This window comes from Mahella sp. (assembly GCF_020054945.1).
Taxonomy (GTDB): Bacteria; Bacillota; Clostridia; order Mahellales; family Mahellaceae; genus Mahella.
The window spans coordinates 1-25462 of record NZ_JAIHAU010000017.1; the positions used below are offsets into that span (position 1 = coordinate 1).

26 protein-coding genes are annotated in these 25462 nt (G+C 43.2%); 24 read left to right on the top strand and 2 right to left on the bottom strand.

Annotation, left to right across the window (positions count from 1 at the left end):
- From JG770_RS04940 to JG770_RS04965, 6 genes are all read left to right on the top strand, one after another.
- On the top strand, positions 1–397 hold a 397-nt coding region (locus JG770_RS04940), incomplete at its 5' end, for an alkaline phosphatase family protein (RefSeq protein WP_291955986.1).
- A gap of 22 nt (positions 398–419) precedes the next feature.
- Positions 420–1709 carry a phosphopyruvate hydratase gene (eno, locus tag JG770_RS04945; RefSeq protein ID WP_291955988.1) on the top strand — a complete coding sequence of 430 codons (1290 nt, stop codon included), beginning with the start codon at positions 420–422 and terminating at the stop codon, positions 1707–1709.
- 83 nt (positions 1710–1792) lie between these two features.
- Positions 1793–2527 (top strand): N-acetylmuramoyl-L-alanine amidase CwlD, encoded by a 735-nt coding sequence (gene cwlD, locus JG770_RS04950; protein WP_291955990.1) that lies wholly within the window; start codon positions 1793–1795, stop codon positions 2525–2527.
- Positions 2528–2872: 345 nt separating this feature from the next.
- Positions 2873–3574: a serine O-acetyltransferase EpsC gene (epsC, locus tag JG770_RS04955; RefSeq protein WP_291955993.1), complete on the top strand. Its 702-nt coding sequence runs from the start codon at positions 2873–2875 to the stop codon at positions 3572–3574.
- Complete coding sequence (gene cysS, locus JG770_RS04960) at positions 3528–4931, top strand: cysteine--tRNA ligase (protein ID WP_291955995.1); 1404 nt, start codon at positions 3528–3530, stop codon at positions 4929–4931. The genes epsC and cysS overlap by 47 nt, the downstream gene beginning before the upstream one ends.
- Entirely contained in the window at positions 4916–5326 is a 411-nt protein-coding gene (locus JG770_RS04965; protein ID WP_291955997.1) for a ribonuclease III domain-containing protein, read from the top strand. Before cysS ends, JG770_RS04965 begins: the two co-directional genes overlap by 16 nt.
- Here the strand turns inward: JG770_RS04965 and JG770_RS04970 are convergent.
- Positions 5321–7099 (bottom strand): GGDEF domain-containing protein, encoded by a 1779-nt coding sequence (locus tag JG770_RS04970; protein ID WP_291956000.1) that lies wholly within the window; start codon positions 7097–7099, stop codon positions 5321–5323. The genes JG770_RS04965 and JG770_RS04970 overlap by 6 nt on opposite strands.
- 225 nt (positions 7100–7324) lie before the next feature.
- Here JG770_RS04970 and JG770_RS04975 point away from each other — a divergent pair, with 225 nt between their 5' ends.
- Together JG770_RS04975 and JG770_RS04980 are read left to right on the top strand one after the other, a co-directional pair.
- Positions 7325–8629 (top strand): PhoH family protein, encoded by a 1305-nt coding sequence (locus JG770_RS04975; protein WP_291956002.1) that lies wholly within the window; start codon positions 7325–7327, stop codon positions 8627–8629.
- 68 nt (positions 8630–8697) lie between these two features.
- Positions 8698–9555 carry a Cof-type HAD-IIB family hydrolase gene (locus tag JG770_RS04980; RefSeq protein WP_291956005.1) on the top strand — a complete coding sequence of 286 codons (858 nt, stop codon included), beginning with the start codon at positions 8698–8700 and terminating at the stop codon, positions 9553–9555.
- On the opposite strand, the gene JG770_RS04985 is transcribed toward JG770_RS04980, so the two are convergent.
- The gene (locus tag JG770_RS04985) at positions 9522–10178 is read right to left on the bottom strand and encodes a lytic transglycosylase domain-containing protein (protein ID WP_363320925.1); all 657 of its coding nucleotides are present in this window, start codon (positions 10176–10178) and stop codon (positions 9522–9524) included. The two genes, JG770_RS04980 and JG770_RS04985, sit on opposite strands and share 34 nt — an antisense overlap.
- Positions 10179–10332: 154 nt before the next feature.
- Here JG770_RS04985 and JG770_RS04990 point away from each other — a divergent pair, with 154 nt between their 5' ends.
- From JG770_RS04990 to lysA, 16 genes are all read left to right on the top strand, one after another.
- Complete coding sequence (locus JG770_RS04990) at positions 10333–11004, top strand: Lrp/AsnC family transcriptional regulator (RefSeq protein ID WP_291956008.1); 672 nt, start codon at positions 10333–10335, stop codon at positions 11002–11004.
- A 124-nt stretch (positions 11005–11128) separates the two neighbouring features.
- Positions 11129–12511: a radical SAM protein gene (locus JG770_RS04995; RefSeq protein ID WP_291956010.1), complete on the top strand. Its 1383-nt coding sequence runs from the start codon at positions 11129–11131 to the stop codon at positions 12509–12511.
- A 211-nt stretch (positions 12512–12722) separates the two neighbouring features.
- Positions 12723–13325 carry an ECF transporter S component gene (locus JG770_RS05000; protein WP_291956011.1) on the top strand — a complete coding sequence of 201 codons (603 nt, stop codon included), beginning with the start codon at positions 12723–12725 and terminating at the stop codon, positions 13323–13325.
- Positions 13326–13351: 26 nt separating this feature from the next.
- Positions 13352–14119, top strand: a complete 768-nt coding sequence (locus tag JG770_RS05005) for a type III pantothenate kinase (protein ID WP_291956013.1) — start codon at positions 13352–13354, stop codon at positions 14117–14119.
- Positions 14120–14241: 122 nt separating this feature from the next.
- Complete coding sequence (spo0A, locus tag JG770_RS05010) at positions 14242–15063, top strand: sporulation transcription factor Spo0A (RefSeq protein WP_291956014.1); 822 nt, start codon at positions 14242–14244, stop codon at positions 15061–15063.
- A gap of 88 nt (positions 15064–15151) precedes the next feature.
- Positions 15152–16270 carry a putative cytokinetic ring protein SteA gene (steA, locus tag JG770_RS05015; RefSeq protein WP_291956016.1) on the top strand — a complete coding sequence of 373 codons (1119 nt, stop codon included), beginning with the start codon at positions 15152–15154 and terminating at the stop codon, positions 16268–16270.
- A 4-nt stretch (positions 16271–16274) separates the two neighbouring features.
- Positions 16275–17108 (top strand): copper transporter, encoded by an 834-nt coding sequence (locus JG770_RS05020; RefSeq protein ID WP_291956018.1) that lies wholly within the window; start codon positions 16275–16277, stop codon positions 17106–17108.
- Positions 17095–17802, top strand: coding sequence for a glycosyltransferase family 2 protein (locus JG770_RS05025; RefSeq protein ID WP_291956020.1), 708 nt, complete (start codon positions 17095–17097; stop codon positions 17800–17802). Before JG770_RS05020 ends, JG770_RS05025 begins: the two co-directional genes overlap by 14 nt.
- Positions 17799–18620, top strand: coding sequence for a hypothetical protein (locus JG770_RS05030; protein ID WP_291956022.1), 822 nt, complete (start codon positions 17799–17801; stop codon positions 18618–18620). Before JG770_RS05025 ends, JG770_RS05030 begins: the two co-directional genes overlap by 4 nt.
- Positions 18617–19669, top strand: coding sequence for a DUF3866 family protein (locus JG770_RS05035; RefSeq protein WP_291956024.1), 1053 nt, complete (start codon positions 18617–18619; stop codon positions 19667–19669). Before JG770_RS05030 ends, JG770_RS05035 begins: the two co-directional genes overlap by 4 nt.
- 82 nt (positions 19670–19751) lie before the next feature.
- Positions 19752–20288, top strand: coding sequence for an NUDIX hydrolase (locus tag JG770_RS05040; protein ID WP_291956026.1), 537 nt, complete (start codon positions 19752–19754; stop codon positions 20286–20288).
- 70 nt (positions 20289–20358) lie between these two features.
- Positions 20359–20997: a stage II sporulation protein M gene (gene spoIIM, locus JG770_RS05045; protein WP_291956028.1), complete on the top strand. Its 639-nt coding sequence runs from the start codon at positions 20359–20361 to the stop codon at positions 20995–20997.
- Between the two features lie 52 nt (positions 20998–21049).
- Complete coding sequence (locus tag JG770_RS05050; protein ID WP_291956030.1) at positions 21050–21913, top strand: tyrosine-type recombinase/integrase; 864 nt, start codon at positions 21050–21052, stop codon at positions 21911–21913.
- 100 nt (positions 21914–22013) lie between these two features.
- Positions 22014–22832, top strand: coding sequence for a purine-nucleoside phosphorylase (locus JG770_RS05055; protein WP_291956032.1), 819 nt, complete (start codon positions 22014–22016; stop codon positions 22830–22832).
- 66 nt (positions 22833–22898) lie between these two features.
- Positions 22899–24083 (top strand): D-alanyl-D-alanine carboxypeptidase family protein, encoded by a 1185-nt coding sequence (locus tag JG770_RS05060; protein WP_291956034.1) that lies wholly within the window; start codon positions 22899–22901, stop codon positions 24081–24083.
- A 133-nt stretch (positions 24084–24216) separates the two neighbouring features.
- Entirely contained in the window at positions 24217–25461 is a 1245-nt protein-coding gene (gene lysA / locus JG770_RS05065) for a diaminopimelate decarboxylase (protein ID WP_291956036.1), read from the top strand.
- Position 25462: the final 1 nt, after the last annotated feature.

Consider the following 25462-nt stretch of genomic DNA (forward strand, 5'->3'; position numbering starts at 1 on the left):
GATACGCCGTATAGAATCGGATAAATACGATACCATTATCATAAATTATGCCAATCCGGATATGGTGGGGCATACGGGTATTATGGAAGCGGCCGTAGCCGCTATAGAAGCGGTAGATAAATGCGTGGGCCGCGTTGTCGAAACCGTGCGCGGCCGTGGAGGCAGGGTAATAATAACGGCCGATCACGGCAATGCCGAGCAAATGGTGGATTATGCCACAGGCGAGCCGTTTACAGCTCATACATCCAACCCGGTGCCTTTCATATTAGTGGACGATAAGCGCAAAACGGTTAAACTTCGAGAACAAGGACGGCTAGCCGATGTAATACCTACTCTATTGGAGATAATGAATGTACAACAACCCGCTGAGATGAGCGGACAAAGTTTGATAATATAAAAAGAGAAAGGAGCAATATAATATGAGCGAGATAATAGACATATTGGCTAGGGAAATACTGGATTCAAGAGGCAATCCCACCGTTGAGGTAGAAGTACTGACAGAAGGTGGATTCATAGGCCGCGCCGCTGTACCGTCGGGAGCATCGACAGGTGCTTTTGAAGCTATTGAATTAAGGGATGGCGATAAAAACCGCTATATGGGCAAAGGCGTATTGCAGGCCGTTGACAACGTCAATAATGTTATAGCACCCGAGCTCATCGGCATGGACGCCGTCGATCAGGTAGCCATCGATAAGCTTATGATCGAACTGGACGGTACTCCGAATAAATCGAAGCTGGGCGCTAACGCTATATTGGGTGTATCATTGGCGGTAGCAAAGGCTGCCGCAGCCAGCGTGGGTCTGCCTTTATACCAGTACATAGGCGGCGTTAACGCCAAAGTACTCCCTGTGCCTATGATGAACATATTAAACGGCGGTAAACATGCTGATAACACGGTGGATATACAGGAATTCATGGTAATGCCGGTTGGCGCGCCATCGTTTAAGGAAGCTTTGCGCATGTGCGCCGAGGTATTCCACACACTGAAGAAGGTATTGAGCGATAAAGGCTATAGCACCGCCGTGGGAGATGAGGGAGGCTTTGCGCCCAATCTTAAGACCAATGAGGAGGCCATAGATGTCATACTGGAGGCTGTGGAAAAGGCGGGCTATAGAGCAGGCGATGATATACGCATAGCCATAGATACGGCAGCCACCGAATTGTACGATGAAAAAGACGGCAAATATCATTTCCCAGGTGAGGGTATCGTCCGCACAGCAGAGGAAATGGTGGATTTCTATGAGCATCTGGTCGATAAATATCCGATAATATCGTTGGAAGACGGCGTAGCCGAAGAGGATTGGGAAGGTTGGAAACTGCTGACGCAGCGCCTGGGCAAGAAGATACAATTGGTAGGCGACGATTTATTCGTAACAAATACCGAAAGATTGGCCAAAGGCATCGACTTAGGAGTAGCCAATTCCATATTGATAAAGGTAAATCAGATAGGGTCTCTGACCGAAACGTTGGATGCCATTCAAATGGCCAACCGCGCCGGTTATACCGCTGTGGTATCGCATCGTTCCGGAGAAACCGAGGATACGACCATAGCCGATATAGTAGTAGGCGTAAATGCCGGGCAGATAAAGACCGGTGCACCGTCCCGCGTGGACAGGGTGGCCAAATACAACCAGTTGCTTCGCATAGAAGAGGCGCTCGGAGATACAGCCCAATATTTAGGTCTAAAAGCCTGGTTTAATTTGAAATAACGACAGCCCCCCGCAATACTGCGGGGGATTTTTATTTTTATAAGCACCATGCATTATGGACAAGAAGGCTGAATAACATTATATTGAGATTGGTCAGAGGAAAGGAAATCGCGCCGTTGATTATAATAGATTTGTCCGCAACAAAAAGGATAAGGATTGCGGTGGTAACTGCAGCTGTTCTTGTAAGCATAATGGTATGGAATCTTTCATATACGAGCATTATGGAGACATTCAAGGATAATGCTAAAGGTGTTATAGTGATCGATGCCGGTCATGGAGGCAATGATATGGGGGCCAGCAGCACAAACGGAGTCAGCGAGCGCGATATAAACCTCATCATAGCCAAAAAACTCCAAGAATTGCTGCAACGCGAAGGCTTTAAGACGATCCTTACGCGCAGGGATGATAAAGCCGTAGCTTCGACCAAAAGCGAGGATATGGCTAAAAGGGTAGATATAGCCAATAATTCCGATGCTGACATATTTGTAAGCATACATCTAAATAAATTCTCGCAGTCACAATATTATGGCGCTCAGACGTTCTATATGGAAGGGTCGCAGCAGGGTGAGAAACTGGCCAACAATATACAGTCACGGTTATTGGAAAAATTGGATAGAGGTAACACACGTCAAGCCAAAGCTTCAAACAGTTATTACGTGATACGCAATGTCAAAATGCCTGCGGTCATAGTGGAATGCGGTTTCTTATCCAATCCCGAAGAAGAGAAACTGCTACAGCAGGATGAGTATCAGCAGGATATAGCCTATGCTATATACATGGGCATAAAGGACTACTTTTCAGCCGCCGATATGCCATAGCGCATTTTTATTGAGTATTGACACTGCGTTATGCATATAATATAATAAAAGCAAGTGAAATTATAGCGATTTGCTTGGAATTTGTAAAGGCTTTGAACGAGCAGATGGATATAAAAGCGGCCACAGAGAGATGCCGTCACCGGCTGAGAGCGGCATCGGTATGAGCATATATCTTGTGCGCTCGGGAGCTGTTGCCCGAAGTTGCAGTAGGGCAAACCGCTTGGCAGCGTTAATGCTACATGAGTGGAATACGGCATATAGTGCCTTGTATTCAAACAGAGTGGAACCGCGAGCCTTCGTCTCTGAAAGAGATGGAGGTTTTTTGGTATATGGAGGAGAGTATATATGTTTAAACGCTTGAGTAGCGATATAAGGGGAATATTGGACCGCGATCCAGCGGCTAGAAATGTTCTGGAAGTGGTGCTATGCTATCCCAGCTTTTGGGCAGTGCTCATGCATCGCATAGCGCACTTCTTCTATAGACACGGTTGGTTTTTGATTGCGAGGCTTATTTCGCAGACCAGTCGCTTTTTTACAGGGATAGAGATCCACCCGGGGGCTAAAATAGGCGAGAGACTGTTTATAGATCACGGAATGGGCGTGGTTATAGGGGAAACCGCTGAGATAGGCAATGATGTGCTTATATATCAGGGAGCCACATTAGGGGGTACCGGAAAAGACAAGGGTAAGAGGCATCCCACAATAGGCAATAATGTGATGATAAGTGCCGGAGCTAAGGTATTAGGGCCTATAAAGATAGGAGATAACTGCAAGATCGGCGCTGGCGCCGTAGTGTTAAAAGATGTTCCATCCAACTGTACGGTTGTGGGAGTGCCGGGACGCATAGTAAGAAGGAATAATATGCGCGTTGATGCCACTGCAAGCCAATTCGACATGGATCAGATACATTTGCCTGACCCTGTGCTGAATGATATAAACTATTTGCTGAATAAATTAAAAATACTTGAGGAAAGGATAGCGGAGTTAGAGGTAAAACAAGATGGTAAGTCTATACAATACGCTGACAAGGAAACAGGAGATATTTGAACCGTTAAACGATAATACAGTAACGATGTATGTGTGCGGTCCCACCGTATATGATTATTTTCATATAGGCAACGCCAGGCCGCTGGTAGTATTCGATACATTGAGGCGCTATTTTGAGTATCGCGGTTATAAAGTAAAGTACGTTCAGAACTTTACCGATATCGATGATAAAATGATTAAACGCGCCAATCAGGAAGGTATTACTGTAAGAGAACTCGGCGACAGGTTTATAGAGGAATACTTTAAGGATGCAAAAGGCCTAAATATACGACCGGCGGATGTTCATCCGCGGGCTACAGAACATATAACCGATATGATCGAGTTTATAAAAAAATTGATCGATAAGGGTGTAGCATATGTTGTAGATGGAGATGTATATTTTGACATCTCGAAATTTCCTCAATATGGTAAACTGTCTCACCAAGATTTTAACGAGATAGAAACCGGAGCTCGCGTGGAGGTTAACGAAAATAAACACAATCCTATGGACTTTGTGCTATGGAAAGCTCAAAAGCCCGGAGAACCTGCATGGGATAGCCCGTGGGGCATGGGGCGCCCCGGATGGCATATAGAATGTTCTGTTATGTCTATGAAATATTTAGGAGATACCATAGATATACACGGCGGCGGTCAGGACCTGATCTTTCCGCATCATGAGAATGAAATAGCTCAGAGCGAGGCCTTGACAGGCAAACCATTGGCGCGATTTTGGCTGCATAACGGTTATATAAACGTCGATGGTCAGAAAATGTCCAAGTCGCTGGGTAATTTCTTTACAGTGCGGGATATATCCAAGGAATACGACCTTGAAGCAGTGCGCATATTCATGCTGTTGTCCCACTACCGCAGTCCGATAAATTTCAGCCATCAGTTGCTGGAACAAGCCAAAAATGCCTTGGACAGGCTGTATAATGTTAAATTCCGTCTGGAAGATATAAAAAATAGTAGTTATATAAGCGTTGTATCGGAACAGGAACGGCTATTTATAAACGATATATCCAAATACAGGCAAAAATTTATAGAGGCCATGGACGATGATATGAACACGGCCAGTGCAATGAGCGTTATATTCGATTTGGCAAAAGATATAAATATTGTTATAACCGATAGCGCTTCCGCAGAATTTGCTTCGGCAGCATTGGATATGCTCATGGAATTATCTGGCGTCATGGGATTGCTTTACAAAGATAGCGCCTGTTCACAATTGGATAAAGAGATAGAACAGATGATACAACAGCGTCAGCAAGCCAGGGTACAACGTGATTGGGCTACCGCAGATAGAATAAGGGATGAATTAAAGGCAATGGGTATAGTGCTGGAGGATACACCGCAGGGCGTGAGATGGAAGAGAATATAACGAGTAAGTTGGAGCGTTGCCGGCATGATATGTCGCCGTCAACACTGGCATATATAGGCGACGCCGTATACGAGCTTTTTGTTCGCACGCGTATGGCGACGCGATATAATATATCAGCGCATGAGCTCAATAAAAAAACAGTGGCGCTGGTTAACGCCAAGGCTCAGGCAGAAATGCTTAAGCGGTTGGAAGGCATGCTGAACGAAGAAGAAGCCGACATAGTGAGGCGCGGCCGCAACACAAAATCGAGCAATGTGCCGCGCCATACCAGCCCTATACAGTACAGATATGCCACGGGATTCGAAGCCCTGATCGGTTATATATATCTTAAAGGGGATTACGATAGGTTGAGATATCTTTTGGAGATGTGCTTAAACGATGATAACCTGTCATAAGTTCCCATCTATTATATAGCAACTCTTCGGATATTCCTTGCATAATTTCTTTATGCTGCTGGCAATCTCGCTGAAGCTTTCCACGCTGGTATAGCATCTATCCTTATTGGTCACGACCGCTATGGATACGCTCATTAATGGGAACTGCTCTTCTATGCCATAGCGATTCTTGGCCACTATATACCCTTTTCGCTTATCGTCCTCGGTATAAAGGTCTTTAATGTTGGAATCAAAAAGTTCTATGATGCGCTGGCAAATCGCTTCAGCGTATTCTGTATCATATATTATTGCAATGAAATCGTCGCCGCCTATATGCCCAACAAAAGAATTAGATATCTTCTTATCATTTAACGCTGTATTTATGACATCGGCTGTCATCAAAAGGGCTTTATCGCCGTTCTCAAAGCCATAAACATCATTATATTCCTTAAAGTTGTCTATATCTATGTACAATACGGCAAACGGCACGTTATCCTCTATTATTATCTTCAGATTTTCTTCTATGATCATGTTGCCCGGCAAACCGGTCAAAGGATTGCAGTGTTTAGCCATGTTTAATTCTATTTGCGTAGTGCGTTCCAGTAGGTCTTTGACCGTTACTATACCGCAATACCGTTCATTTTTGGTCACTATTATATAGTCGTACAGATGATCTTCGTGCCGATTGGTAGACAAACGCGATACCTGATCCAAAGGTGTATCATAATCTACCATCAGAGGATGCGGATCCATTAACAGTGTTACCGGCCGTTTCATGAATATAGCGGTACCATACGGATTGGCTACCTGAGCAAAAAAATGTTCTCTCATTAATAATCCGACCGGTTTACCACCATTCGTTACGGCCAGACCCTGCAAATTAGGGTTGTGCTTAAATATGTCGTTTACCTCCGCGCCGGTGGTCGTGGCTTGTATAGGCGGAGCCTGACGCATAATTTCTCCTATAGATATAAATCTGGGCGTATTGGAATAAAACCTGCGTTTTTGCTTATTACGTCCTAATACAGCCTCTTTTATATTAGGCGATAGACGTAAGAAACCCTCTGACGGCCTTTGAAGCAGGTATCCCTGTCCGAACTCCACGCCTATATCTATTAGGCAATTGAGTTCGTCCAGCGTCTCAATGCCTTCGGCTATTATCTTTATACCGGTTTCCATAGAAAATTGATGAAATGTTTTCATCAGAGCTTGCTTTAACGAATCCTTGTCTATATTCCTGACCAGATCCATATCGATCTTTATATATTGCGGATGTGTCTCGGCTAACAACGTCAGACCGGAGTAACCAGCACCTGTATCATCGATGGCGATCTTGTAGCCTTGGCTTCTATAATGATCTAAAATAGACCGAAAGTTTTTGAAATCCTCTATAGCGGTCTTTTCGGTTATCTCAAATATGAGATTTTGCGGCGAAAGCCCATATCCTTTTAGTATCTCCCGAGTAAAGCCCTTTTTAAAAGCTTCATCTTTTATAACGTTTGGATCCACGTTGAGGAACAATATGCTCTCCGATAAGATACCCGCCGCTCTTTCCAGCGCCAACGTACGGCATAACAACTCAAGCTCCCACACCATGTCCAATTGCTGGGCAATACCGAAGAGCTCCCTTGGGCTTTCCAAAGGAGAGCCGGATGGGCCTCTGCTTAAAGCCTCATAGCCTATTATTTGGGCATCCACAAGCGATACTATGGGTTGAAACACTGTCCTTATGTTCTTTTGCTTTACTATATGCTCGAATTCATCGTGTATATCCATAGCCGAACCATCTTTCATCGTAAAATTCCTTTTTTATCACCGTTAAAGCGCTTGCGTTCCATCGATAGCCGAGACGTATATTAATTATAATACAAATTGTATTTCAATTAAAGGTATTCGCGGTTAATACTGTGTAAAATTTATGTTAAGTTATGCCTATAAAAATTAACATAGATTTAACTCGTTGAGCATAATAATTTGTTATCATAACAAGTAGATAGATACAGCGAAGGAGGATGCTTTTTGGATAAAATTTACGTACTGGACACCAATGTCCTTTTACACGATCCCGAAGCCATATTCGCATTTCAAGATAATTGCGTCGTCATACCTATAGCCGTAGTGGAGGAAATAGATAATCAAAAAAAACACCAGGATGATCTAGGCGATAATGCCCGTCGCGTATCGCGCATAATGGACGCATTGAGGTCTAAAGGGTCATTATCCGACGGCGTGCATATCGACAGCGGCGGCACTGTAAAAGTAGAGCTTAATCACCAATCGCCGAACAATCTTCCGATAGGATTAAACAATGAAAAATACGATAATAGGATATTGGCGGTAGCATATGGCTTAAATACTGAACATTCCGGTTCGGTAAAGCTGGTAACCAAAGATATAAATCTTAGGATAAAAGCTGATGCCATGGGATTAGAGGCTGAAGATTATAAAAACGATAAGGTCGATGTTTCCAACCTTTTAAGCAGTGTAAAAACGCTGCGAGTAGAGGCCAAATATATAGATGACTTTTACCAGTATTCGCGGCTGTCAATAGATAATATAGAATTGCTGCCTAATGAGTTTGTAATTTTAACGGATTATGCTAACCCATCTCATTCTATGATGGCGCGTTATTCAGCCAGAGAAAAGTGCTTGGTTCCGCTTTTTTACAAAGATTTTGAAATATGGGGCATAAGGCCTAAAAATAAAGAGCAGCGTTTTGCCATAGAATTGTTGCTGGACCCTGATATATCCCTTGTAACGTTGATCGGACAGGCCGGTACCGGCAAGACGCTTTTGGCTTTGGCTGCCGGGCTTCATGAGGTCGTGGAGGAGAAACGGTATAAGCGATTGCTTGTAACCAGACCAGTGGTACCGTTGGGCAGAGATATAGGCTATTTGCCGGGCGATAAAGATGAGAAGCTGCGCCCGTGGATGCAGCCGATATTCGATAATTTAGAGTATCTTTGTCGGTCTGATATAAGCAGCAGGGATTTGGTGCAGGAATTCCAACAGCGCGGTATGCTGGAGATAGAAGCTTTGACTTATATAAGGGGGCGCACGCTGCCCAATCAATTCATCATATGCGATGAGGCGCAAAATCTCACACCGCATATGGTAAAGACCATTATAACAAGGGTGGGAGAGGGCTCCAAGATTGTATTTACCGGTGACCCCCAACAGATAGATAATCCCTACTTAGATGCGAGCAGCAACGGCCTCACATACCTCATAGACAAGCTAAAGGATCAAGAGATTTCCGGCCATATGACGTTGACCAAAGGTGAGCGCTCCAAGTTAGCAGAATTGGGAGCTATGTATCTGTAGTTGATATGGTAAGGCGCATATGCTAAAATAAAATGCAAAAGAATAAATGTGAGATGGAGAGTAAATTTGTGTCTACTAATATTTTGAAATATAAAATGGTCGCCATAGATATGGATGGGACGTTACTGGATTCGAATGACGATATAACCGAAACTAATTTACGTGTTATAAGATATGCATTAGACCAAGGTATCAGGGTAGTGATCGCCACAGGTAGGATTTTTGCGGCTGTTAAGCACTATGCCGGTATATTGGGATTGCAGACTTATGTTATTTCGTCCAATGGCGCTGTGGTAAGCGATGCTACGGGCGATAATATCATATACACTAAACCTATGGAGGTTACAGCGGCAGCCAAGTGCATAGAAACAGCTAAAAAGTATGATATATATTATCATCTTTACTCTAATGATGTGCTCTATACTGAGCAGTTAGCCTACTCCTCTTGGGGATATGCCAAGCTGAATGATAAACTGCCGCCTGAAGAACGAATAGCCATACGGCATATAGATGACGGCGTGGATTTTGTCCTGCATAGCGGCTACGATATAGTGAAACTTGTAATGATCGATGATGAGTTGGATAAATTGGCAAAGGCTCGAAGTGAGGCTATGAGTATACCATCGTTGGCCATAAGCGCATCCATGCCCAACAATTTTGAGGTTATGGCCGAAGGGGTGAGCAAAGGTAAGGCACTGCAAATGCTGGCACAACATTATAATGTGGCCATGGAAGAAACAGCGGCCATAGGGGATAGCGAAAACGACTTGTCCATGCTCGAGTGCGTCGGCTTACCCATAGCTATGGGTAATGCTATAGACGCTGTAAAAGAACTCGCCAAATATATAGCGCCTTCAAACGATCAGGATGGCGTAGCCTATGCTTTAAGCCATTATATCATGAATGAGGTTTGCTCCCCATTATAATCGTCGATATAGCGCGACACATTTTTAACATAATTTTGTGTTTCAGAATATGGAGGTATACCTCCATATTTTTCTACGCTGCCCGGTCCCGCATTATATGCCGCTAGAGCTAATGATACACTATCAAAACGCTCCAACATATTTTTTAGATAACGCGTACCACCGTCGATATTTTCCCATATATCGAACGGATTTGCCACCCCCAAAGCTTTGGCCGTAGAGGGCATCAATTGCATCAAACCTAAAGCTCCGGCTGATGACACGGCCTTGGGATTAAAATTCGATTCGGCCTTTATAACCGCTGCGATCAAGGCCGGATTTATATCATATTTCTGAGATGTTTGCAATATGGCGTCGTTTATTTCAGTTGGCAAATATTGAAACTGCGAAACGGCATCTATGGATTCGCTGTAAGACTGATCGTCGATGGTTTTCCATGCAACGTCAGGTGCATAATATTTAACCGGCATGCTTATAGCAGAACGCGGCGTTACCTGCTGTTCTTGTTGTACTTTAGCGTTAAACACCCTGCTAAAGCTTATTTGCTGCATATTCTTTGCTACTTCGGGTAATCTCTCGTTTATCTCGCGCACCTTGGATAAAAATATATAATGTATGTCCAACAAAAATCACCTCATAATTATTTTTCGGCAACATGAAGCTATAAATTTATAGGAGATTATTTTTCAGAATTAGCAAAATAAGCTATTGACAAATGAATATATTTCTATTATCATAATAGCAAGATATTTTTTGGTTTTTTGGGAGATGATTTGAATGAAGCTGACTGGACGGCAACAGGACTTTTTGAATACTATAAATCAGCTTTATGGCAAGTTTAAGCGTCCAGTGCATTATTCCGAAGTGGCAGATCAATTGGGTGTGAGCAAGTGGACGGCTTACGATGTCATGAAGCAGTTAAACGAGTCGGGCATATTGGATATTACATATATAGTAAGAAATGATAATATGCCTGGACGCTCAACCGTTGGTTTTATACCTGTTGAAATGGAATGTAAAGATGCGGTGACCAGTGATGATAAATGGAAATTAGTAGAGGAAAGTTTGCTGGCAAAGATCAGGAAGGCAAAACATGAGGATAAAAATCGCGTTTTAGAGGATATCATTGAAGAAATATCGCATTTAGATGATTCTCTGGTATTGTGTGCCTATACTATAGCGCTTTTAATGGTAGATTTAGGAGACGAGTTAAAAAAAGAGGAGATAAATGACAGCTTAAAAGAAATTGCCAGAATGAAAATTAAAGCAGAACTAAAATTGTCAATACTTATAGGTCTGTTAATAGGCCAGGCTATAAAGACAGGGAAAAATAAAGCCATGATCCAAAATATTATGCAGTATGTAAATAAGCTTCAGCATAATATATCGGATATATCTACTGAACAGCAGAATATGTTATGGGATTTTGCTGTAAATACGGCCAGTTAAATATGTCAAAAAGAAGGGGAGATTTATGGTAAATAATATAAGATCCTGTGGTAGAGGTCCTTAGGCATTATCAATAAATCGTTAAAGCTATATAATTTCTTTATAGAAAGGGTGGATATAAATTATGAGTGCAGCGACTAAGATATTAGGAGAGGCAGTTCTGAAGCAAGGGCTAAGATATTTAGGGAAGGATCCCGAAAAGAATCTTCCTAAAATACTTAATTGGGCTCAGAAAATAGCTATACGCAAACAAGATAAGGAAACTATAGAAATCTTAAAGAAAAATGTTCTTGATCCGAATAATAACTGGCATAAATTTGCCGTAACCCTGCTGACACGAACTGACCCCCATGTGGCGGAAAAAATAGGCGTTAATTTCTTTCTTAATGCCAGCTTACTGGGCACGCCGAAACAATTGGAATTATCCGAAAAATACGATATAAATGTTCCATGGGCTATATTGATAGACCCGACGGCTGCATGCAATCTCCGCTGTGTGGGGTGTTGGGCCGGAGAATATAAAAAGAGTGCTAATTTGGATTATGAGACCTTGGACCGAGTGATAGGCGAAGCTGAGGACCTCGGTATATACTTTACCATATTTTCTGGCGGCGAACCTACGGTGCGCAAAAAGGACCTTATAAGGTTGGCTGAGGCACATCCGGACTCGGTATTTCTGGCATTCACCAATGCCACGCTTATAGATGAGCCATTTATTGAAGAAGTAAAGCGTGTGGGCAACCTTGCTTTTGCTATAAGCATAGAGGGTTTTGAGCAAACCACCGACGAACGTAGAGGTAAAGGCGTCTATAAGAAGGTTATATCAGCTATGGAAAAATTGAGGGATGCCGGCTGTATATTCGGTTTCTCTACAACTTATAAGCGCGGTAATATAGATGAGGTTTCATCCGATGAATTTATCGACTTAATGGTGGAAAAAGGCTGCGTATTCGGTTGGTACTTTACGTACGTACCGGTGGGCAGAGATGCTGATTTGGGCTTGATGGCCACGCCGGAAGAAAGAGCTACTATGTATAAGCGCATAAATGAGATTAGAGCTACCAAGCCTATATTTGTATTGGATTTTTGGAATGACGGTGAGGCTGCTATGGGTTGTATTGCCGGTGGGAGAAGATACTTGCATATAAATGCTCACGGCGATGTGGAGCCATGCGCGTTCATACATTATGCCACTTGCAATATCAAAGATACGACGTTATTCGAAGCGCTGAAATCGCCGTTAATGCAGGCCTACAGGAAACGACAACCGTTCAATGAAAATATGTTACGGCCGTGTCCCATGCTGGATAATCCAGAACAGCTCAGGGAAATGGTGCATGAAGCGGATGCTTACTCAACCCAATATGATGATCCTGAGCCGGTCGATGAGCTTGCCGATAAGCTCAAACCGTACTCAGAGAAATGGGGCGCTGAGGCCGACGAGATATGGCAAAAGCATTTGGAGGAAAAGCAAAAAGCTGAAATAGCAGCTGCCGATCAAAAATGAGCACTTTTAGTGCTCATTTTTTTGCTTGAGAAATGAAACAACTTGAACTTCCGTTGATAAGACGACCGAAAAATATCCTTGCGGATGAAATGTTCATGTGGTAAAATATATATTAACTAGCTAGTATCTCATTGAACTAGACTGCCGCAGTCAAAAAATAAAATAAGAACGTCTGGTATCCTTTTAAGGAACTCGAACGGAGGTGTTTTTTATGCGCATTGATACGCGCAAATTGGCTATAATAGGCGTGCTCTCGGCTATATCTATAGTACTTGGGCTTACGCCGCTGGGTTTTATCCCCATACCACCGGCCAGTGCAACGACTATGCACATACCGGTGATTATAGGAGCCATTCTGGAAGGGCCGTTGGTCGGTGCTCTCGTCGGATTGATATTCGGTATATTCAGCATGTTGCAAGCCGTAATGCGTCCTAACGTATTATCATTTGCCTTTCTGAATCCGCTGATAGCCGTATTGCCAAGGGTCTTGATAGGCGTGGTATCGTATTATGTCTACAGAGCAGTGCTGATGTTATGGCCTAAGAGCGACGGGGATAAGCGCTTGACGGCTGCTAATACCGTAGCGACAGGTATAGCGGCAGCAGCAGGCACAATTACCAACACCATTGGCGTGTTGGGCATGATGTATTTCATATATGCCGCCCGTGTGGCTAAAGCCATGGGCATAAGCGAAACTGCCGCGGGCGGAGCAATAGCGGCGATAGGTTTGACCAATGGCATACCGGAGATAATAATCGCTGTAATAATAACGATCGCAGTGGTAAGCGCTGTGCGTAGGATAAGGAAACGGTAAATTGAAGCGGAGGAAGAAATCGATCGATGATTTTAGTAATGGATATAGGCAATACCAATATAGTATTAGGGGTTTATGACGACAAAAAGTTGATCTCGTATTGGCGTATAGCTACCGATAAAAATAAAACGGCTGATGAATATGGCTTATCGATAATACAGTTATTTGCTTATGAGCATTTAAGCACCGAAACTATAGATGGTATCATAATATCATCGGTGGTACCTCCTATAATGTATTCCGTAGAACATATGTGCCGCAAATATTTTCATCTTGATCCACTTGTGGTAGGGCCGGGTATAAAAACCGGAATGAATATCAAATACGATAACCCCAAAGAGGTTGGAGCCGACAGGATAGTCAATGCCGTAGCGGCATATGAGACGTATGGGGGTCCGGATATAATAATAGATTTCGGTACCGCCACAACATTTTGTGCCGTTTCGGATAAAGGTGAATATTTGGGCGGCGCCATTGCGCCCGGTATAAAGATATCCAGCGATGCCTTATTCGAGAGGACAGCCCGATTGCCGCGTATAGAATTGGCTAAACCGGATACCGTCATAGCCAAGAATACCGTGAACAGCATGCAATCGGGTATCATATACGGTTATGTGGGCTTGGTGGATTATATGGTACGGCGCATGGCATTAGAATTAGATGCCGGTAAGCCTCATGTCATAGCTACAGGCGGATTAGCCAGGCTTATAGCATCGGAGTCTGAGACGATAGAGAAAACCGATAATCTACTTACATTAGAGGGATTGAGGATTATATATTGCCGCAATCAATAGGGGAGCTTAAGTGCCCCTCTATTTTTTTATAAATTTTTTTTATAATTTTAGCAGGATTTTTCGAAATTATGTCGAATTGTTAAAATATAGCTCAAATATATTTGAAAGGATAGTGGGATGCTTTGGAGGATAAGATAAGAGTGCTGTTAGCAGATGATAACAAGGATTTTTGTGACATCTTGGCGGAATATCTCAATAAACAGGAGGATATGGAGGTGGTGGGCATTGCTTATGATGGCATGGAGGCTATAGACCTGGCGATGCGTACCGAGCCGAATCTGATGGTTCTGGATATCATCATGCCGCATTTAGATGGTCTGGGGGTGCTGGAAAGGCTCAACGCGTCTGATATGGAGCACGTACCTAAGATTATAATGTTATCTGCCGTAGGGCAAGATAGGATCACGCAAAAGGCAATAACGCTGGGGGCTGATTATTATATAGTAAAACCGTTTGACATTGCCATGTTTCTTAAACGCATAAGGGAGATTTTTACCGAAAAAAGCGATGATACATATGTTAAGAAACCCGTTTTAGCATCTTCTTCTATAAGCCACAGCGATGTGGTGATGCGCACTGATGTGTCCTTAGAAAATAAAATAACCGATCTCATGCATGAACTGGGCATACCAGCTCATATAAAAGGCTATCAATTCTTACGCGAAGCCATAACTATGGTGGTTAGCGATATGGGATTGCTCAGCAAGATAACCAAACAATTGTATCCGACAATAGCTGAGAAATACAATACCACGCCCAGTCGCGTAGAAAGAGCCATAAGGCACGCTATAGAGGTGGCATGGAGCAGAGGCAAGCCTGAGACACTTAATAAAATGTTTGGTTATACTATACAGGTCGACAAAGGCAAGCCCACTAACGGTGAGTTTATAGCTATGATAGCAGATAAATTACGATTGGATTCAAAAATGATTAAATTAACATGAAGCCTTTTAAGGCTTCTTTTTTTTATGCATGGTATAAATTATGGTTTTATGATAATCCTACTAAAGGAAGGGAGGTATAGATTTATCGTTGATTAAAGGGACAACTAAAATAGATCATAAAACCAAAAATCTTGTAAAACGATTGAAAGCGGGCGATATAGCTATCATATCCCATAGAGATATAGATGAAGTAGCGGCTCGCTTGCTTTTAGATAAGCGGCCTAAAGCCGTAATAAATACTGAAAGTTCTATAACAGGTATTTTCCCTACCAAGGGGATATTTATGCTGTTAACTGTAGGGATAACAGTTATAGACGATGTGAGCGATGATATATTCGATATAGTAAAAGATGGGGATATATTGACCATAGAGGGTAACGAAATTTATAAAGATGGTCGGAAAATAGGCTGTGGCGTTCTGATGTCCAAATCTATCTTCGAAGCTCGGATGGCTCAAGCCGACAAAGGCTTGAAGTTAGTGTTGGACAGATTCATAGATAATACGTTGGAGCATGCCAAAAAGGAAAAAGCCATCATATTGGAACAGCTTGATATTCCGCCGCTTACAACGGATATTAAGGGCAGGCATGTGTTGACAGTCATAAGGGGAAGGGATTATAAAGATGATCTCAAGGCTATAAAATCGTATATAGATGAAATACATCCTGTAATAATAGGCGTAGACGGTGGCGCCGATGCTGTATTGGAGTGCGGCTATATACCCGACATAATAATAGGGGATATGGATAGCGTCAGCGACATTGCGCTAAAAAAGGCCAGGGAAATCATCGTTCATGCTTATATTAATGGTGTGGCACCAGGCATAGAAAGGGTGAATCAATTGGGCTTGAATGCTCAAATATTCCCATGTATAGGTACCAGTGAGGATGCTGCATTAATGCTTGCCTATGAAAAGGGCGCGGACCTCATAGTGGCGGTGGGCAGCCACAGCAATGTTATAGATTTTCTGGAGAAAGGCAGGAACGGTATGGCCAGCACGCTGCTTACGCGTGTGAAGATAGGCTATAAACTGGTGGATGCCAAGGGCGTTAACAAACTATATAACTCACATATAAGGCCGTCACATATAATCGGTTTGATCGCTGCAGCGCTTTTCCCGGTAATCATGGTGACTGGCTTATCGCCGGCCTTTCAACAGTTGTATAAATTGTTGCTAGTCAGGTTCCAAATCCTGTTAGGATGGTAGTGCTATGATCAGTATCAAATATTACATCATATTGATAATGACCATATTTTTATCGATAGGAATAGGGATATTCGTGGGTTTTAATATGAATAACGGCAATATTATAGATGACAGCCAGGCAGCGTTGGCCGATCAGATCCAATCTGAGTTCTCCAGATTAAGAGAAGAGAATACATCTTTGCTGGATGAGCTTTCTCAATTGACGAGGGAACGTAATACATACGAAACCATCAATAAGATTATGTATCAGGAACTGACCAAAGAGAAGCTCGTCGGCACGAGCATCGCGATAGTTCAAATAGGCGATGCTTATGATTATCAAGATATGAAAGGCGCCTTGGAAACAACGGGGGCGGAAATAGCATCATGGCAGATAATATATGATGCAGATAAAGACTTATATAAAGACATGGCCCAGCAGATAGCGCTTGCCTTGCAGCAAGGGATAGAAGTCGATAATTATAGGCAACTATTGGATAATGGTTATATTAAGTCTATTATACCCATAAAATCGGTGCCTGATTTTATCATATTGGCCGTAGGCGGACCTCCAAACCAGCGCTTGGAATCAGAATTGACGCGGGCAATAAAGGCGACAGATATACCTCTGGCAGCTGTTGAACAGGAATTGGTATCCAACTCTCATATGCAGCTTTATAAAAAAGAGGGTATATCTACAATAGATAATATAGACTCGTCTATAGGCAAATTATCCCTTATAGCTGTTATCAGGGGAGTCGATGGGCATTATGGCGTTAAATCAGCCGCCGAAGCTATAATGGCAAATTCCCTGGAAATCAGCGCGCAGGAGGTTGAATCAAACGATGAACCCCGATGATTTGTCTTTGGCAGCTTTGATCCCAGCTTTTAACGAAGCAGACGTCATTGCTGACACCGTAGCTGCTGTAAAAGAAATACCTCATATATCGCAGATCATAATCATCGATGACGGCTCTGTCGACGATACCGCTAAAAAAGCCACTATGGCCGGTGCCAAAGTGATACGCTTTAAGCATAACAGGGGTAAGGGCGCCGCCTTGAGAGAAGGCTATACATATATCGATCAAGCCGATATAGTGCTATTTCTGGATGCAGATATAGGTAATACAGCCAAGCAGGCATCGCTATTGATAGAGCCATTGCTGGAAGATCGGGCCGATGTGACCATAGCGCGGCTTGTATATACCAAAGGGCATAAAATGCATGGAGGCTTTGGTATAGTTAAGGCCATCGCCCGCTGGGGCATAAAGATGCTGACAGGACAACACCTGGAGAGCGTTTTGTCCGGTCAGAGAGCTTTTAAAAAGGCAGTATTGGATAGTATAGATATACGATATAACGGTTACGGTATTGAACTGGGCATGAGCACGGATATATTGAGAGCCGGATACAGGGTGATGGAGGTAGACGTTGCAATGGCGCACCGTTACAGCGGTAGAGATGTCAAGGGCTTTATACACCGTTTCCATCAATTTATAGATATACTGATGACTATTTTGACTATATTATTAAACCAAAGGCGGCCGGCATGATATATATAATACTATCATTATTGAGCAGCATGGCCATAACATTATTTTCCAAAGACGCTATATATAATATGATAAAACGAACCGGCCCGCTCATCTCAAATTATAATGGGCGAAGGATACCCACAGCTCTGGGCGTTATATTACTACCGGCTGCGAGTTTATCGATTTCTTTCCTGTACTTTGTCCATACAATAAATAAATCGCATCTAACAGCGTTTCTTTTGCTGCTCTACGGCATGGCCTTTATCGGCCTTATAGATGATATTTTTGGCGAACGACAGGTAAAGGGTGTTAAAGGGCACCTCACTCAACTCATGTCCGGCCATATGACGACAGGGGCTTTTAAGGCGCTGCTCGGTATAGCCATAGCATTATTGGCCTGCCTTTCAATATATTCTGGTATATACGTTTTTGTCTTAAATGTATTTATCATCGCGCTATCGGCAAATTTTATGAATTTGTTTGATTTGCGGCCCGGTCGATGCCTGAAGGTCTTTTGGTTGATGACGGCCATAGTTATTGTATTTGCTCCGGGGCATATAGGCGGTATACTGTTTATTTTGTCTCTGCTAGTTGGTAGCATAGTATACTTTCCGTTGGATGCAAGTGAGGCCGGTATGCTCGGCGATACGGGGGCTAACATGCTTGGTGCCGCCATAGGCTGGGCGATAGTCGTAAGCTGGCCTCAAAGCTATAAATACATCTATTTAATAGGGCTGGTCATGGTTCATCTATTGGCTGAGCGTTATTCATTCAGCGCTTTAATAGAACATTCAAGGGTATTGAGCGCGATTGACAGGATGGGCAGGGAGAGATGATGACATTGGAGTACGGCATAGTGGCGGATATCACACAAGAGGATGATACTATTCAAATATTGCACGTGGACTTGAACGGTTCGGTAGAAAAGGCTATAAATTATAAAGATATATACGGGCGAATCGAGATCGGACAGAAGGTATACCTGAATACAACCGCTGTAAGATTAAAACTGGGCAGCGGCGGATTCCATTTTGTACTTTGGCATGATGCCATGCATGTCGGGGGAATTCATGACAGCGGTCACATAATAAGATTGCCTTATACCCCGTGGCAGTTCGGGTGTTTATCGGTGGAGGAAGACGACAGCGCATATCACAGCGCATTTACAAGGGAATGCACGTTGGATGATATGCCTGTTATAATATGCGAATTGCACAGTATGCTTGCGCCGGCGGCAGCTGTATTGAAATATATAGGGTTTGATACGCTGGCTTACATAATGACCGATAGAGCTTGTTTGCCGATAGCTTTCAGCGACACCGTTAAAGAGTTGCGTCACAAAGGATTGCTCGATTATACCATAACAGTGGGCAATGCTTTCGGCGGCGATTATGAGGCGGTCAACCTTTATACGGCTCTTATAACAGCCCATAGCATAGCTGGTGTCGATGCTGCAATAGTCGCTATAGGACCGGGAATCATAGGGACCGGCACGATGTATGGTTTCAGCACGTTGGAGCAAGGGCATTATATAGACGATGTAAATGCATTGAGAGGGAGGGCTATATTCATGCCGCGTATAAGTTTTGCCGATCCAAGATCGAGGCATATTGGCATAAGCCACCATTCGTTGACCGCTTTATCTTTAACGGCTCACACACAAGCTGAAGTATATATGCCAATATTGCCGAAAGAGCAAATGAGGATAGTAATATCGCAAATAGAAAGCAGTAATCTTTTTAACAGACATCGATGGAGGTTTAGAGACGGGAATTGCATCGGAGCTATAATGGATCGTTACGGCTTACACGTAACGACCATGGGACGCAGTTATAATGATGATCCGGCGTTTTTTAAGGCAGCCGGCGCGTTAAAAAACATTTGACATAAAGCCTTGGCGGCGATATCATTAATAAAAATGGTCACTGCTCAAGCAGTTTGATAATAAAAGGAAAAGGATTGCATATATGGATTTGAGAGAGGAAACGATAAGCAGCGAGAATATATACAACGGTTCTTTTTTATCGTTGCGCAAGGATATAGTACGCTTGCCAAACGGCAAGGTCAGCTCGAGGGATATAGTGGTTCATCCCGGAGCGGTGGTAGTGGCGGCAATAGATGATGACGGATACGTACCGATGGTACGCCAGTACAGGAAAGCAGTAGACGATACCCTGCTGGAACTTCCAGCCGGCAAGATGGAATATGGCGAAGATCCCGGGCAGTGCGCCTTAAGGGAATTAGCTGAGGAGACGGGCTATACAGCGGATAATATTCGACTGTTGACCGCATTTTATTCTACGCCGGGTTTTTCCACCGAAAATATGTATTTATTCATGGCTACCGGCATAACAAAAGGCATCAGCAATACCGACGACGATGAATTTATAGAAGTGGAGCATTATAAACTCAATCAACTAGTCGAGATGGTAATGGCAGGTGATATAAAAGACAGCAAAAGCATTGTTGGCATATTATTCGTCGATCGATTGTTAACCCGATAAGATACATAATAAAATGCCCGCCGGCATACATATGTTCTATGAACAGGTGTAAAGCTGGGGGTGGCAGTATTTGAAAAATGGCATAAAGAGTACTCTTATTCGGCATATAAGCGATAATTGGATATTGTATATTATAGTTTTGTTTGCGTTCATGGTGGGTACGGCAGCCGGTTCATTTTCCGTTGGGGCCATGGATGAAACGCAAAGAAGCGAGCTGATAGATACAATAAATAATTTTTTCGTTATACTCGGTACGACTCCTATGGATACATCGGCCATATTTAAACAATCTTTGCTTAACAATGGAGAGATGGCCTTGTTGAGCTGGGTATTCGGCCTTATAGCTATTATAGGTGTACCGCTTATTTTTTTGTTAATCGTTATGCGCGGCTTTGTTATAGGATTTACTGTGGGGTTTATGGTGAAAGAATTTGCATACAGAGGTCTGCTTTTTGTGACCTTATCGATGCTGCCTTCGAATATCATATCGATACCGGTTTCTATGGCTATGGCTGTTGTATCTACGAGATATTCGATATATCTATGGAAAAATCGGCAAAATGTAATGGATAAAGCCCAACGCCGCCAGCAATTTCTGATATATACAGCTATCGTATTGATTTTGTTCGGAGCATTGTTTATAGCGACGTTGATAGAAACGTTCATATCGCCGGCGTTGGTATCATTATTTTCCGATGCATTAAAATAGTTGATTTTGGTAAATAATAATAGTAAATAATAACTTTCAAAGGAGCGGTTTTATGTGGTACAGTAACTATATCGATGGGTATAAGCGTTATTTGGTCGAGGAAAAGAAGATGACCCCCAATACCGTTGAATGTTATCTTACCGATGTACGCCAGTATTTGGGATTTACCAATGGACAAGCCGCATTGCAGAACATGCTGTCGTCCGATACTATTGCCGAATATATGGATTATTTAAAACAAAAAGGCTGCATATCGACCACTATGTCGCGTAAGATATCATCGATAAAGAGCTTTTGTAAGTTTATGGTGCAAAAGGGGTATAGCGATATCGACCCATCTGTTGATTTACAAACTCCTAAGATAGATAAACGCGTACCTGCTATTTTGTCGCCGGATAAGGTTAAATTATTGCTGGCTCAGCCGAATTTACAAGAGCCGAAGGGCATCCGCGACAAAGCTATGTTAGAAATACTGTATGCCACAGGTTTTAAGGTATCGGAATTGCTAGAGTTGACCATGGATGATATAAATACGGAAATGAATTATATAAAATGCAGGTCCGGTGATAAAGAACGTCTGCTGCCGATAAACCGTGTGGCATGCCAATATCTTCAGAATTATATTGTCCAGGCCCGGGACAAGCTGTTAAAGGGTAAAGAAAAATCCGTGGTATTTGTCAATTGTCACGGACAACCCATGAGCAGGCAAGGCTTTTGGAAAATAGTGAAATATTATGCCAAAAGGGCCGGTATAAATCAGCCTATAACGCCTTATACCTTAAGGCATTCCTTTGCCATAAATATGTTGAGCAGCGGCATGGACATAAAGACCGTGCAGCAGCTGCTGGGGCATACCGATATATCCACCACATATACATATATGCAATTCGTGCATCCAAAAGGGGTTGCTAGATGATAAGGAAAATAACTTTGATAGCAACCGATATACTGAACGCAGGTTTACTGGATAATGGTCGTAGCTTTAAAGAATGACATAGTGCAAGGAGGGGGTAAACATGTACGACACGCTTATAAAGCAACGCAATTACATACTCGAACATCTGAACGGATTTAAACCGTCTGTGGGGCTTATATTGGGCTCGGGCCTGGGCAATCTGGCTCAAAGGGTAGAGGATCCTGTTATAGTGAATTATGGGGATATACCGGAGTTCCCTGTTTCCACAGTGTCAGGCCATGTGGGGCGTTTTATATTCGGTAGCTTAAGCGGATGCAACGTAGCCGTAATGCAGGGCCGCTTTCATCATTACGAGGGATATTCGCTCCAACAGGTATGTATGCCGGTGAGGATTATGGCGATGCTCGGTTGCAGTAAATTGGTGGTCACCAATGCCGCCGGCGGTATTAACCTGAACTTCAAGGCCGGCGATCTCATGCTTATAGAGGATCATATAAATTTAATGGGCGATAATCCCCTTATAGGGCCAAATATCGATCAGCTCGGTCCAAGGTTTCCGGATATGTCTTGTGCTTATGACGCCGAATTAAGAAAGATAGCTCTTGGATGTGCAAAGAAGCAAGGCGTAGATTTACACCAAGGCGTATATGTCGCCTTAAATGGACCGAGCTATGAAACGCCGGCTGAGATACGTATGCTGCGCTTGCTTGGCGCTGATGCCGTAGGTATGTCTACGGTGCCTGAGGTTATAGCCGCCGTACATGCCGGCATGAAAGTGCTGGGCATATCATGTATAACCAATATGGCGGCAGGCGTTTTGCCGCAGCCGCTTTCGCATAAAGAAGTGATGGACACCGCTGATGCCATAGCCGATATATTTCAAAGGCTTATGATAAGCATAATAAAAGAAATGGCCTAATATGATTGAATAACATCCCTTTTCTATGGATATGCTAGGATTAGCAACCATTGAGGAGGGATTATTTTGAATTCAAAATTATATAAGGGTATTTTTATTGTATCGTTATGCCTCGCTTTACTGAATGGGGCGTTTATAAGCAATATCGCAGCGGCTCAGGAGCCGAACGAACAGGATGAGCAGCCTGCCGGCGAAGATTCGTTAAAGCTGCAAAGCAAATCGGCGGTTTTAATGGATGCAGCCACAGGCCAATTGTTATATGAAAAAAATGCCCATGAAAAGCTCCCCATAGCCAGTATCACAAAGATAATGACCATGGATCTCATAATGGAAGCATTGGATTCTGGTCGCATCAAACTCACCGATGTTGTGAGGGTCAGCAAAGATGCCGCTTCGCTCGGAGGGTCACAGATCTGGTTGGAGGAAGGCGAGGAGATGACGGTGGATGAGATGATGAAGGCTATAGCTGTCAATTCGGCCAACGATGCCGCCGCGGCCATGGCCGAGTATATAGCCGGTACTCAAGAGAATTTTGTTAAAATGATGAATGAAAAGGCCAAATCGTTGGGAATGAACGATACTAACTTCGCTAATGTACATGGCCTCGATGATGACAATCATTACTCCAGTGCTTACGATGTGGCATTAATGTCCAGGGAACTGGTCAAGCATGAAGGTGTGTTCAAGTATACCAGCATATGGATGGACACGCTTCGAGATGGAGAAACCGGTTTGGCTAATACGAATAAATTGATACGCACATATGGTGCCGACGGGCTTAAGACAGGTTCCACCGATAAGGCTAAATATTGCATATCTGCTACTGCCAAAAAGGATGACATGCGTTTGATAGCGGTGATATTGGGTGGGCCTACCAGTCAAGTGCGCTTTGATGAGGCAGCTAAGCTGCTGGACTATGGTTTCAATACTTTTACCATAAATCGAATAGTGAAAAAAGGTGAGGTTATACGTAATATAAAGGTCACAAGGGGTAAATCGGATCAGGTTAATTGTATAGCAGCCGATGATCTCAGTGTTCTGACCCAAAAAGCCGATACCGATTCGGTAGAAAAACGCATTGAATTGCCCGAAACTATTGAAGCGCCGATAGCACAATCCCAAAAGATAGGCAAGTTAACCGCTCTTAAAGGTGGACAAGAGGTTGGCGGTGTTGATATAATAGCCGATAAGCCCGTGGAAAGAGCTTCGGTAACCGATATATTGAAGGATCTTTTAGTGCAATGGCTCTGAAATGTAATTGCTAAATAGATATATTTGCGCTATACTATAAATATATACATTGGACGTGCCGGTGCCAGGAATGGCGATACATTCCAGACGCCGGTTTATAATATTATTGTAAAGGGGTTTATGTTGTAGATTTATGGAACTGTGGGGTACTATGAAGATAAATGGCAAAGGGCATTTGGAAATAGGCGGATGCGATACCGTAAGCCTGGCGCAGCGATTTGGCACGCCGCTCTATGTTATGGACGATACTCAGATACGCGATGCATGCCGCCGATATGTGAACGCTATACAACAATATGGCAACGGAATGGTATTATATGCCGGTAAAGCGTTCTCCAATATAGCTATGTGCAAGCTTATACAGCAGGAAGGCTTGGGTCTCGATGTAGTGTCGGGCGGAGAACTATATACGGCTATGAAGGCCGGATTCCCTCCCGAGAGGATATATATGCACGGAAACAATAAATCATATGAGGAACTGCGCATGGCCGTGGAATACGGCGTAGAACGCATAGTGATAGATAGCTTTCACGAGGTAGAACTGTTGGAACAATTAGCCATAAACTACGATAAAAATATAGGCGTGTCGGTACGGGTTAAACCAGGTATAGATGCCCATACGCACCACTATATAAAAACCGGTCAGCAGGATTCCAAATTCGGATTCGGCATAGAGGACGGGCAGATATACCGCATCATAGAATATATATTGACCCAGCCTCATTTGGAGTTAAAAGGCTTACATTGTCATATCGGATCGCAGATATTTGAAACAGATCCTTACATTGAGACTGCTAAAATAATGCTTAGGCTTATGTGGGATATAAATGACGCTTATGGGTTAAACATGGACGAGATAGATTTCGGTGGAGGTTTCGGCATAAGATATGTTGAAGAAGACAACCCTCTTGAGCCGGAAGATTATATAAACGCATTGTCCGACGGCATAAAGGCTTATTGCGATAATAACTCAAGGCAATATCCCCGAATATTGATCGAACCGGGGCGTTCCATTGCAGGTCCGGCCGGTATAACGCTGTATACGGTCGGTGCTATAAAGCATATACCCGATGTGCGCACATATGTGAGCGTAGACGGCGGTATGGCTGACAATCCGCGACCGGCTTTATATCAAGCCAAATACAGCGCCATGATAGCTAATAAGGCTGATAAACCTGCGGAATCTACGATATCGATAGCCGGTAAATGCTGTGAATCGGGCGATATGCTTATATGGGACATAGATTTACCTAAGGTTGACTCGGGCGATATACTAGCTGTTTTTGATACCGGCGCTTATAATTATTCCATGGCCAGCAATTATAACAGACTTCCGATTGCTGCTGTCGTATTGGTAAAGGAATATGTTAGATTTTAGG